Genomic DNA, 11,070 nt, shown 5'->3' with positions numbered 1-11,070 from the left:
CGCCTTTGCGCACCCCCGGGCATGGTCACTTGCCGCCACGGTCGAATCCTTCAAGAAACGCGTCCAGCGCCGGTCCGATCGCCTCGACCATGTAGCCGCCTTCCTGCACCACCACGGTCGGCACGCCCAGACCGGCGACGCGCGCGCCGATGTCGCGGTAGGCGTCGATGTCCAACCGGAGCACGCTGATGGGATCGTCCTTGTACGTGTCGAACCCCAGCGGCAAAACCAGCGCCTCGGGCGCATAGCCCGCCAAGGCGTCCAGCGCCGTGTCCAGCGCCTGCAGGAATTCCGCGTTGCCGCAGCCGTGCGCCAGCGGCAGGTTCAGGTTGTAGCCTTCGCCCGCACCGTGGCCGCGTTCGTGCGCGTAGCCGGTGTAGAAGGGGTAATAGCCCGCCGGGTCGGCATGAAGCGACACCGTCATCACATCCGGCCGCTGGTAGAAGATGTTCTGCGTGCCGTCGCCGTGATGCGCGTCCACGTCCAGCACCGCCACCTTTGACCACGTTTGCAGCAGCCGGCTGGCCGCGGCGGCGCTGCTGTTCAGGTAACAGAAGCCGCCCGCGCGATCGCGATGGGCGTGGTGGCCGGACGGCCGGCACAGCGCATACGCCACCCCGCCACCGCCCGCCACATGATCCGCCGCCGCCAGCGCGCTATGGGTGGACCGCAGCGCCGAGCGCCATGTCTGCGGCCCGATGGGGCAGGACAGGTCGCTCAGGTAGTACCCGGTCTGCGCCACGATGGACGGCGAGGGGCAGGGGCCGCGCCCGGCGGCATCGATGCGGCCGTTGTAGTACGGCGAGAGATTCGGCAGAACCTCCGGCCCGGGATCGACCCCCGGCGCCTTCAACGCCTGCCAGCGCGCAAAGGCCGTTTCCAGATAATCCAGGTAATCCGCGCTGTGGACGTGTTCGAGCGGCTTGCGTCCATAGTCGGCCGGCGCTTCGACCTTGATGCCGCGGGCGGCCAGCGCCTGCTGCAGGTTCTCGGCGCGCGACGGCAGGTCGGTCGGGGCGCTGATGCGGCCCAGCCGCATGAATTGGCGGGGCGAATGCAGCAGCTGTTCTTCGGAAAAAAAGGCCTTCATGGATATCCTCGCTCAGACCGTCCGGGTCAATGCCAGATGCGCGGGGCTCATGCCCGCTTCAGTTCGATCTCGACGAACACGAATTCCGTGTCGCTGGGATTGATGACGTTGTGCTCCACGCCGACCGGCCGGTAGTACGCCACGCCGGTGGTGAGCTGGCTGGTGACCTGGCCGGTGGGGGTGTCCAGCAGCAACGGGCCGGTGGTCTGCGGCACCACCACGTAGTTCATGCCATGGCGGTGCCAGCCCGTCTCGCCACCCGGCGGGAAACGCCACTCGGTGACGGTGACCTGCTCGTTGTCGATCTGCACGGTGGGGATTGCGGCGGGGCGTTGCATAAGCGGTTCTCCTGAATGGCGATGACGGAATGGCGGTCAGGCGGCCTGCGCCTTGGTCGGGTCCCAATGCTGGCCCGGCACCGCGGCGATCAACTGGCGCGTGTATGCATGCCGCGGGTTGTCGAAGATCTGGGCGGGCGACCCGTACTCGACCACCTTGCCGCGATGCATGACCAGGACCGAATTGCAGATCTGCGCCGCTACGCGCAGGTCGTGGGTGATGAACACCAGCGCAATCTTCAGCCGCTGCTGCAGGTCGTGCAGCAGTTGCAGCACTTGCGCCTGCACCGACACGTCCAGCGCGGAGACCGATTCGTCGGCCACCAGCACCTTGGGTTCCAGCGCCAGGGCGCGCGCGATGCCGATGCGCTGGCGCTGGCCGCCGGAAAACTGGTTGGGATAGCGATCGAAGGCAGACGGATCCATGCCCACCAGCGACAGCAGCTCGCGCGCCCGGGCCTCGGCCTGCGCCCGCGCCACGCCGTTGGCGACCGGGCCGTCGCTGATGATGCGGCCCACGGTGTGCCGGGGGTTGAGCGAGGCAAACGGGTCCTGAAAGATCATCTGGATCTCGTGCCGCATCGGCCGAAAGCGGGACTCGGGCAGCGTGGCGATGTCCTGCCCGTTGAACAGCAACTGGCCGCCATTGATGCCGACAAGCTTGAGCAGGCATTTGCCGATCGTGGATTTGCCGGACCCCGATTCACCCACGATGCCCAGCGTCTCGCCGCGCCGCACGGCAAAGCTCACGCCGTCCACCGCGCGCACCTCGCGCTTGTTGCCCAGCCAGCCGTGGCCGATCACGTAGGTCTTCTTCAGGTCCTTCACTTCCAGCACCGGTCTGTCGTCCGCGATCCCGGCGCGCTCCTCGCCGCGCCGGTGAGGCACCGCCGCGATCAGGCGCTGGGTATATGGATGGCGCGGACGGTTGAGCACTTCGTCGGCAGGGCCTTGTTCCACCAGAATGCCTTTCTCCATGACGGCCACGCGATGGGCGATCTCGGCCACCACGCCGAAGTCGTGCGTGACGAACATCACGCCCATGCCTTTCTCTTTCTGGATCCGCGCGATCAGCGCCAGGATCTGCGCCTGCGTCGTCACGTCCAGCGCGGTCGTGGGCTCGTCCGCGATCAGCAGCGCGGGTTCCAGCGCCAGCGCCATCGCGATCATGACGCGCTGGCGCTGTCCGCCTGACAGCCGGAATGGGTAGACGTGATAGAGCGTCGCCGGGTCCGGCAGGCCCACGAATTCCAGCAGTTCCAGCGTGCGCTTCAGGCGCTCGGCGCCTGGGTAGGCGTCATGCACGCGCATCACCTCGCTGATCTGCTCGCCCACCGTCATCAGCGGGTTCAGGGCCGACAGCGGCTCCTGAAAGATCATCGCCATGTCCTTGCCGCGCATGGCCTGAAGCGCCGGCTCGTCCAGCTGCAGCAGGTCCTGGCCGCGGAACAGGATGCGGCCCTGCTGCGGCGTCAGGTAGTCGGGCAGCAGTCCCATGATGGCGTTGGCGCTCATGGACTTGCCCGATCCGGATTCGCCGACGATGCACAGGATTTCCCCGGCGCGGATGTCGTACGAGACGTCCTGTACGGCGTAGGGACGATCGCCACCCTTGGGCAGCGCGATGGTCAGGTTCTGGATGGACAGCAGCGGCGTCGATTCTGAGGTTGGATTCATGCCGGCCTCCTATTCGCCGCGCTTGCGCAGTTGCGGGTTGAGGGCGTCGTTCAGGCCTTCGCCGATCAGGTTGATGGCCAGCACGGTCAGCAAAATGGCGACGCCCGGCCACACGCTCATCCACCAGGCTTCGCGGATCATCGTGCGCGCCGCGCCGATCATGAAGCCCCAGCTCATCAGGTTGCGGTCGCCCAGGCCCAGGAAAGACAGCGACGATTCCGTCAGGATGGCGGTCGCCACCATGAACGAGGCCGACACGATGATGGGCGACATGGCATTGGGCAGGATCTGCGTGCCCACGATGCGCGCCGGCGTCTGGCCAATCACGATGGCCGCCTGCACGAATTCGCGCTGCTTGAGCGTCATGAACTCCGACCGCACCAGCCGCGCGGCCGGCGGCCAGGACACCACGGCGATCGCGCCCATGATCGAATACACCGACGAACTCAAAATGGCGACCAGCACCACGGCCATCGCCAGTTGCGGAATGGTCTGGAAGAATTCGGTGAAACGCATCAGCGCGTCGTCTACGCGGCCCCCGCAATAGCCGGCCACCGACCCCACCAGGATGCCGAACAGCAGCGCCACGGCGGTCGACAGCAAACCGACCATCAGCGACACGCGTGCGCCCCATACCAGGCCGGCCGTGATGTCGCGGCCCAGCATGTCCGTGCCGAACGGATAGTCCGCATTGGTGAACGGCGGGATCAGCGGATCGGCCACCATCATCCATGGCGATTCCTCGTACAGCAGCGGCGCCGCCAGAGCCACGGCCACCACGATCAGCATGATGACCAGGCCGGCCACCGCCCCGTAATTGCGCATGTAACGTTGGGCGAATGACTTCATGCGGAGGCTCCTTGCTGCGCGCCCGCGCCGATGCGCGGATCGATCAGGCGGTACAGCACGTCGGTCAACAGGTTGAAGACGACGACCATGATGGACGTGACCAGGAAGATGCCCAGCAGAAGCTGGTAGTCGCGTTGCAGCAGGGCGTCAAACATCAGACGGCCGATGCCGGGCCACGCGAAGACGGTTTCGGTCAGCACCGCGCCGCCCGCCATCTGCCCAAGCTGGATGCCGGCAAACGTGATGACCGGCAGCAGCGCGTTGCGCAGCACGTGCGCGCGGATCACACGGCTGGGGCTCACGCCCTTGGCGCGGGCCGTTTTCACAAAGTCCATGCCGATCACTTCCAGCATCGACGCGCGGGTCAGCCGCACATACACGGCCATGAAGAAGCAGCCCAGCGTCACGGTCGGCAGGATGAGGTGCAGCGCGATGTCGCCCGCGCGCGCCCAGCCGGTCAGGTTGGCGCCCACGGTTTCCATGCCGAACGCCGGCAGCCAGCCCAGCACCACCGAAAACAGCAGGATGCCCATCAGCGACAGCCAGAAGAGCGGCGTGGCGTACAGGAGCAGGGCGCCGGTCATCACCGAGCTATCGATCCAGCGGCGCTTGTTGCGGTAGCGCGCCTTGGCCGCCACCACGCCCAGCAGCACGCCCAGCACGATGGAAAACACGAAGGCGCACGACATCAGGAGGAACGTGGCGGGCAGGCGCTCGACGATCAGGTCCAGCACCGGCACGTGGTTGCGGTACGAAAAGCCCAGGTCCAGCTGCACCACGCCCTTCAGATAAAGCAGGAGCTGCGTCAGGATCGGCTTGTCCAGCCCGAAAGCGACACGCAGCTGGTCCACGTAGGCGGCATCGCCCGCGCCGGCCTGGCCGGCGAGCACGGCGGCGGGGTCGCCGGGCGCCAGCCGTATCAGGAAGAAATTGATGATCACCACGCCCAGCACCACCACCAGGGCCTTGCCGATGCGGGAAAGCAGGAAAGACAGGAATCTCATGCTCGGGTCCTTTCAGGACGGGCTTTGCCGGCGGCAAGCGGGCCCATCGCGCAGCGGGGCGCCGCCGCGGGTCAAGCCCGCGGCGGCGCATCGGCAGCGCTTACTTCTTCTCGATGTAGACGTCGTCGAACGACTCGTTCAGACCGATGGCGGTCTTGACCAGGTTCTTGACGTTGGCGCGAGACAGGGTGGGGAACTCCATGTCGACCAGAAATCCGTTGGCCACCTCGTTGACGAGGGTCGTCTGGATCTTGGTGTAGAGCTCCTGGCGCTTGGCCGGATCGACCTCGGAGGCGGCGGCCTCCCACAGCTTGTCGGTCTCGGGATTGCTGTATCCCTGCACGTTGGCAAAGGGCGATCCCTTGACGATGTTCGACGAGATGTACAGCCGCTGCACGCCCAGCGCGGGGTCGCCGTACTGGTAGGTGAAGGTGGTGGTCAGGTCGAAGTCCCAGTTGCCGGTGCGGCTGGCCCAGCCGCCCGCGTCGGTCGATTCCACATTCACCTTGAAGCCAAGCTGTTCCAGCGCCTGCTTGGTGTATTCACCCAGGCGGTCCCAGGTCGAACCATACGGAAAGCTCAACTGGCGGATCGTGTAGTCGCCCGGCTTGATGCCTGATTCCTTGATCAGCGCGCGCGCCTTCTTCATGTCGAACGGCATCGGCGGCATGTTCTTGTCGTAGAACATCTCGGTCGTCACGAACGGGCTGGTCGACACCTTGCCCAGGCCGAAGAAGATGTTGTTGACCACCATGTTGCGGTTCATCGCGGCCATGACGGCCTGGCGCACCTTCAGGTTGTCGAAGGGCGGCTTGCGCATGTTGAAGATCAGGTAGGCCTGCGGCGAGAACATCTCCCAGCCCGCGGTGGTGTATTCCACGTTGGGCAGGCCGCGCAGGCGCTTGATGTCGACGTTGTCCACGTCGCCGCCGCGCAGCACGTCCACGCTGCCGCGCTCAAAGGCCACGGCGCGCGAGGCCGCATCCGGAATCACGTTGAACACCAGCTCATCCAGATAGGGCTTGCCCGGCTTCCAGTAGTCGGGATTGCGCGCCAGCTTGATGTATTCGCCGCGCTTCCATTCCTTGAAGACGAACGGGCCGGTGCCCACGGGCTTCTGGTTGGCGGGGTTGGTCATGTAGTCCGTGCCGGCGTACAGATGCTTGGGCATCATCGGCGCAAAGCCGGGTTCGAACATCAGCATGAAGGCCGGGAACGGCGTCTTCAGCTTGATGACCACGGTCTTGGCATCCGGCGCCGTCACGGAATCGACGAACTTGTTCAGGATGACGCGGGCACGCGCATGGGTCTTGGGCAGCATCTCCGCCAGCGAGAACACCACGTCTTCGGACGTGAACGGTTTGCCGTCATGCCACTTCACGTTGTCCTGCAGATGGAAGGTGTAGGTCAGCCCGTCAGCGGCGGCTTCCCAGGACTTCGCCAGGCCAGGTTGCGGCTTCAAGTCGGTGGAGTAGGTCAGCAGGCTTTCGTAGATCTTGCCTGCAACGAATTGCGTTGGCCCCTGCTGATTGATGGCCGTCACGATGACCGGCGGTTCGGGCTGCACGATCATGTTCAGCGTGCCGCCTTTGGTCTGGGCGAACGCCTGCGTGGCGGGCAGCGCGGCCGCAAGGACCAATGCGCCGATGCTAAGGGAAAACCAGTTTTTCGATTTCACTGCGAGCCTCCGGGCTGGAAAGGGTCGGACAGGCGGCCGCCTGGACGCGGCGATAGCCGTGCCGAATCAAGCAAACCTCATGCCACCTGCGTTTCTCGGGTACTGCGGGTGGAGCTGCTGCAACAATGCTTCGTTCAGGTGCTGGTTAAGGCGCCGCGCACCAATGCGGAGAATTCAATGGTGCTTCGCCAGGGCGGCGAGGGCGGCGCGGTCGTCGGCTGCGGTGCGGTGAGTGTCCGGCTGCAAGTTTTTTCCCCTTTGCATTCTTGTTGGACGAATCAGGCGTGCTGGCTACGGCTTGGGCAAATCATTCAGGGCGCTGACTGGCGCTATTGGCCCGCGCCACCATGGCGTCGAGCAAGACGTTGCACCCGGCCTCCAGATGCTCGGGCCGTGCGTCTTCGATTTCGTTGTGGCTGATGCCGTCCTTGCACGGCACGAAGATCATGGCGGTGGGCGCGACGGCGGCCATGTAGACGGCATCGTGTCCGGCGCCGGTGACGATGTTCATCGCGGGCAGACCACGGTTCGCGGCGCCCTTGCGCACCTTGTCGACCAGATCCGGATCGAACGGCGTCGGCGGGAAGTACTGCACATCCTTCACCTCGACACGCACGCCATGCGCGACGGCGATGTCGTCGCAGACGCGCCGCCAATCCTGGTCCATGCGGTCCAGCGTCGCCTCGTCTTCGTGGCGCAGGTCGGTGGTGAAACGCACCTGGCCCGGGATCACGTTGCGCGATCCCGGAAAGGCGTGGATCTCGCCCACCGTGCCGCGTCCATGCGGCTGATGGGTGTTGGCGATGTTCACGACCGCCTGGAGCAGGAAGCTCGTGGCAAAAAGCGCGTCGCGGCGGATTGCCATCGGTGTCGGACCGGCGTGCATTTCCATGCCGGTCACCGTGACGTCGTACCAGCGCAGCCCCAGCGACCCCGTCACCACGCCGACGGTCTTTTCCTCGTGCTCAAGGATCGGGCCCTGCTCGATATGCGCCTCGAAATAGGCGTCGACGGGGCGGCCGCCCACGGGATCGGCGCCCGCGTACCCGATGGCGGCAAGCTCGTCGCGCACGCTGATGCCCTGCGCGTCGCGGGCCGACAGCGCGGTTTCCAGCGGGAATTTGCCGGCGAATACGCCCGATCCCATCATGACCGGCACAAAGCGCGAGCCTTCCTCGTTGGTCCAGATGGCCACTTCCAGCGGGGCGTCGGTCTGCACGCCCGCGTCGTTCAGGGTGCGGATGACTTCAAGCCCGGCCAGCACGCCATAACAGCCGTCGAACTTGCCGCCGGTGGGCTGCGTGTCGATGTGACTGCCCGTCATGACGGGCGGCAGGCTGTCGTCGCGGCCCGCGCGCCGGGCAAAGATGTTGCCCACCTGGTCCACGCGCACCGTCATGCCGGCATCGCGCATCCAGCCGGTCACCAGATCGCGCCCCTGGCCATCGAGCGCGGTGAGCGCCAGGCGGCAGTTGCCGCCCTTGGGCGTCGCGCCGATCTGCGCAAGATCCATCAAGGATTGCCACAGCCGGTTGCCGTTGATGGACAGGGTGGGTGTCGTCATAGATCGCCTCGGGGGTTGGAAACGTCGCCAAAGTCCTCGCGCAATCGCGCCAGGATGCCAAGCAGGTGTGCGTGCATGGCGTGGCGCGCCCGCATGGGGTCGCGCGCCACGATCGCAGTCAGGATGCGCTGGTGTTCGGCGTGGGCGACGGCCCACACCTTGGCGTCGACGAAGTAGTCCTGCATCCGGCGGTACACCGAGCTGGACTGGGTCAGGTTCCACAGGTGGCCCACCGCGGCGGCCAGCGCGGCGTTGCCGCAGGCGGCAGCGATCGCGCCGTGGAATTCGCGGTCGTGCCGACCGGGGGAATCCGTCAGGGACATGCCCTCATGGGCTTCGCGGATCGCCGCAAGCTGGGTGGGCGTGGCGTGCTGGGCCGCCATGCCGGCGCATTCGGGTTCGATCAGGAGGCGTGCTTCAAGCAGGTCGAACGGGCCGATGTCGTCGGTGCTCTGCGCCGCACTGGCGTTCGGCCCGGCGCCCCACGCCGCGCCGCCGCCTTCCTTGTCCGCCACGAAAACACCGGTGCCGACGCGGACCTCGACGTAGCCCTCGATTTCAAGTGCGATCAGCGCTTCGCGGATTGACGCGCGGCTGACCTGCAATTGTTCGGCCAGGTCCCGCTCTGACGGCAACCGCCGGCCGCGCGGAAAGTCGCCGGCCCGGATGCGTCCCGCGATCTGGTCGGCGATCATGCGATACAGACGAGTGACAGCGACGGCTTGAAAGGTGCTCATCGGGCGGTCTGCGCAAAGGGTTGGCCTGGTGGTCAGGCCACCAATATAGGCACTTCGCCCTTGAAACAAAAGGGGAAACCGCCGCTTTCAGGGAAAACGATGTGAGGGAATCCACTGCTGTTCGTCTGGTGGTCAGGCCAGTTGGAGGTGATTTGGCCTGAGTTCGACGCATGTCTACTGCCCGTCGTCGTCCGGTTCAGGCGTTTGCGTAAACGCCCGAACCAGGCGGGCGATGCCGTCGAGTTCGTCATGGGCGCCCACCACCCATTCCGGCTTGCCGAACGGGCTGTCGGCCGGCGTGTTGTCCAGATTGGCCTTCAGGTCGCCCAGGAGTTCCAGCGCCATGTCGGTGGCCTGGGGACTGCTGCGGGTCGACAGGGCGATCGCAATCGCCAGCGCTTGGCGCATGGCCAGCAGGCGGCCTTCCAGTTCGGTTTCCATTGATTGATCCTTGTTTGCTGCGGGAATCTCGCGGCGGGAGTCTGGGGCGGGAATCGGGCTGCGCGATTCTCGGCATGCACGTCTTGCCCGGTGAGTCGCGGCATTTTACGGGGCAGGGCGGCGCAGCAGGATGGCGCTCGCTCGCCGTGGCAAAGCTTGCCCCGCGGCAGACGCGGTGCTCGCCGTTTGCGCAAGATCAAAGTGTCGGGGGGCGGGCAGGCGAATAATCCGGGTTATGCAAGCCGCTCTACGCCCTCAATCTTCGGAATCGCCGGCGCCCGCCACCGCCGAGCCGTTTTTTCCACCCCAACTGCTGGCCCGGTTGGACAAGAACGGGCCGCGATACACCTCGTATCCTACGGCAGACCGTTATCACGGAAGCTTCGGCGAGCAAGACTACCGCCTCGCCCTGCAGCAGCGGCGCGCAACCAGCCCGGCCGAGCCACTGTCGCTCTACGTGCACATTCCGTTCTGTGAATCGGTCTGTTATTACTGCGCCTGTAACAAGGTGGTGACCCGCCACCACGACCGCGCCGCCCGCTATCTGGATGCGCTGTCCAGCGAAATCGCGCTGCATGTGCAGGAACTGGGCCCGGGCGTGCCGGTATCGCAACTGCATTTCGGGGGCGGCACCCCCACGTTCCTGTCCAACGAGGAACTGGCGCGGCTGATGGGCGATCTGCGCGGCGCCTTCCGCTTTGAGCCCGATGCCGAAATTTCCGTCGAAGTCGATCCTCGCACCGCTACCCCCGAGCGCCTGGCCTTCCTGCAGCAACTGGGCTTCAACCGCTTGAGCTTCGGCGTCCAGGATTTCGACGAACGCGTACAGGTCGCGGTGCACCGGGTCCAATCGTACGAAGACGTCGCCGCGCTGATGCATAGCGCGCGGGCTTTGGGCTATGCGTCGGTCAACGTGGACCTTATCTATGGGCTGCCGCTGCAAACCACCGAATCCTTCGCCCGCACCATCGAGCAGGTCATCTCGCTGCGTCCCGACCGCATCGCACTCTATGCCTACGCGCATCTGCCCGAACGTTTCAAGCCGCAGCGCCGCATTCAAGAAGCCGACCTGCCGGACCGCGCCACGCGGGTCGGCCTGCTCAGCTCCGCCATCCAGGGCTTTCTGAAACAGGGCTACACGTATATCGGCATGGACCATTTCGCGTTGAACACCGACGCACTGGCCATTGCCAAGCAACGCGGCGAGCTTCACCGCAATTTCCAGGGTTACAGCACACAGCCGGATCGCGACCTCATCGCGCTGGGCGTGTCGGCCATCGGACGCATCGGCGACACCTACAGCCAGAACGCGAAGATCCTCGACGAATACTACGCGGCCATCGAATCCGGAAGGTTCGCCGTAGAACGCGGCCTGGCCCTTAGCCCCGACGATCTGGTCCGCCGCGAAATCATCATGGACATCATGTGCCAGGGCCGCGTGGACTTCGCCCGCATCGAGGCCAAGCATGGCCTGCAATTCGGCGACTACTTCAGCCGCGAGCTCTCGCAGGTGGCCAGCCTGGCCGAACTGGGCCTGGTGAATCTGCACCTGGGCGAATTGCGGGTCACCGGCCTGGGCTGGTACTTCGTGCGGGCCGTGGCCATGGCCTTCGACAAATACCTGCGATCGGCCATTCCCACCGCCACGTACTCCCGCATCATCTGATCTCTCGCGCGGCCAACCGGCCGCGC

Annotated in this window: 10 protein-coding genes; 1 reads left to right on the top strand and 9 read right to left on the bottom strand. The window is 65.6% G+C overall.

Translation table 11 applies throughout. The features are described 5' to 3' along the window. Window positions 1-25: 25 nt before the first annotated feature. From B2W22_RS20520 to B2W22_RS20480, 9 genes are all read right to left on the bottom strand, one after another. Complete coding sequence (locus tag B2W22_RS20520; protein ID WP_175124012.1) at window positions 26-1,090, bottom strand: histone deacetylase family protein; 1,065 nt, start codon at window positions 1,088-1,090, stop codon at window positions 26-28. A gap of 47 nt (window positions 1,091-1,137) precedes the next feature. Beyond that, the gene (locus B2W22_RS20515; RefSeq protein WP_056569641.1) at window positions 1,138-1,428 is read right to left on the bottom strand and encodes a cupin domain-containing protein; all 291 of its coding nucleotides are present in this window, start codon (window positions 1,426-1,428) and stop codon (window positions 1,138-1,140) included. Between the two features lie 36 nt (window positions 1,429-1,464). Continuing rightward, on the bottom strand, window positions 1,465-3,105 hold the full coding sequence (locus B2W22_RS20510; protein WP_175124013.1) for an ABC transporter ATP-binding protein: 1,641 nt from the start codon (window positions 3,103-3,105) through the stop codon (window positions 1,465-1,467). Window positions 3,106-3,114: 9 nt separating this feature from the next. Beyond that, the gene (locus tag B2W22_RS20505; RefSeq protein WP_286939369.1) at window positions 3,115-3,954 is read right to left on the bottom strand and encodes an ABC transporter permease; all 840 of its coding nucleotides are present in this window, start codon (window positions 3,952-3,954) and stop codon (window positions 3,115-3,117) included. After that, window positions 3,951-4,958: an ABC transporter permease gene (locus tag B2W22_RS20500; protein WP_056569653.1), complete on the bottom strand. Its 1,008-nt coding sequence runs from the start codon at window positions 4,956-4,958 to the stop codon at window positions 3,951-3,953. The genes B2W22_RS20505 and B2W22_RS20500 overlap by 4 nt, the downstream gene beginning before the upstream one ends. Window positions 4,959-5,058: 100 nt before the next feature. Then, window positions 5,059-6,636, bottom strand: coding sequence for an ABC transporter substrate-binding protein (locus tag B2W22_RS20495; RefSeq protein ID WP_175124014.1), 1,578 nt, complete (start codon window positions 6,634-6,636; stop codon window positions 5,059-5,061). A gap of 307 nt (window positions 6,637-6,943) precedes the next feature. After that, a complete protein-coding gene (locus tag B2W22_RS20490; RefSeq protein ID WP_218343341.1) occupies window positions 6,944-8,200 on the bottom strand; it encodes a Zn-dependent hydrolase in 1,257 nt (418 codons plus the stop codon). Continuing rightward, a complete protein-coding gene (locus B2W22_RS20485; protein ID WP_175124016.1) occupies window positions 8,197-8,937 on the bottom strand; it encodes a FadR/GntR family transcriptional regulator in 741 nt (246 codons plus the stop codon). Before B2W22_RS20485 ends, B2W22_RS20490 begins: the two co-directional genes overlap by 4 nt. Window positions 8,938-9,111: 174 nt before the next feature. After that, window positions 9,112-9,378 carry a hypothetical protein gene (locus B2W22_RS20480; RefSeq protein WP_175124017.1) on the bottom strand — a complete coding sequence of 89 codons (267 nt, stop codon included), beginning with the start codon at window positions 9,376-9,378 and terminating at the stop codon, window positions 9,112-9,114. A gap of 235 nt (window positions 9,379-9,613) precedes the next feature. Between B2W22_RS20480 and hemN the strand changes: the two genes are divergently transcribed. Continuing rightward, entirely contained in the window at window positions 9,614-11,044 is a 1,431-nt protein-coding gene (hemN, locus tag B2W22_RS20475) for an oxygen-independent coproporphyrinogen III oxidase (protein ID WP_175124018.1), read from the top strand. Window positions 11,045-11,070 lie beyond the last annotated feature (26 nt).

It is taken from the genome of Achromobacter sp. UBA4530 (assembly GCF_002388205.1).
GTDB classification, from domain to species: Bacteria; Pseudomonadota; Gammaproteobacteria; order Burkholderiales; family Burkholderiaceae_B; genus Achromobacter; species Achromobacter animicus.
The sequence above is the reverse complement of the archived record's forward strand: the minus strand, read 5'-3'. Positions and strand labels throughout refer to the sequence as shown.

Coding starts and splice junctions, on each gene's coding strand:
- B2W22_RS20520 (WP_175124012.1), bottom strand. CDS start 1,090: ATGAAGGCCTTTTTTTCCGAAGAACAGCTGCTGCATTCGCCCCGCCAA.
- B2W22_RS20515 (WP_056569641.1), bottom strand. CDS start 1,428: ATGCAACGCCCCGCCGCAATCCCCACCGTGCAGATCGACAACGAGCAG.
- B2W22_RS20510 (WP_175124013.1), bottom strand. CDS start 3,105: ATGAATCCAACCTCAGAATCGACGCCGCTGCTGTCCATCCAGAACCTG.
- B2W22_RS20505 (WP_286939369.1), bottom strand. CDS start 3,954: ATGAAGTCATTCGCCCAACGTTACATGCGCAATTACGGGGCGGTGGCC.
- B2W22_RS20500 (WP_056569653.1), bottom strand. CDS start 4,958: ATGAGATTCCTGTCTTTCCTGCTTTCCCGCATCGGCAAGGCCCTGGTG.
- B2W22_RS20490 (WP_218343341.1), bottom strand. CDS start 8,200: ATGACGACACCCACCCTGTCCATCAACGGCAACCGGCTGTGGCAATCC.
- B2W22_RS20485 (WP_175124016.1), bottom strand. CDS start 8,937: ATGAGCACCTTTCAAGCCGTCGCTGTCACTCGTCTGTATCGCATGATC.
- B2W22_RS20480 (WP_175124017.1), bottom strand. CDS start 9,378: ATGGAAACCGAACTGGAAGGCCGCCTGCTGGCCATGCGCCAAGCGCTG.
- hemN (WP_175124018.1), top strand. CDS start 9,614: ATGCAAGCCGCTCTACGCCCTCAATCTTCGGAATCGCCGGCGCCCGCC.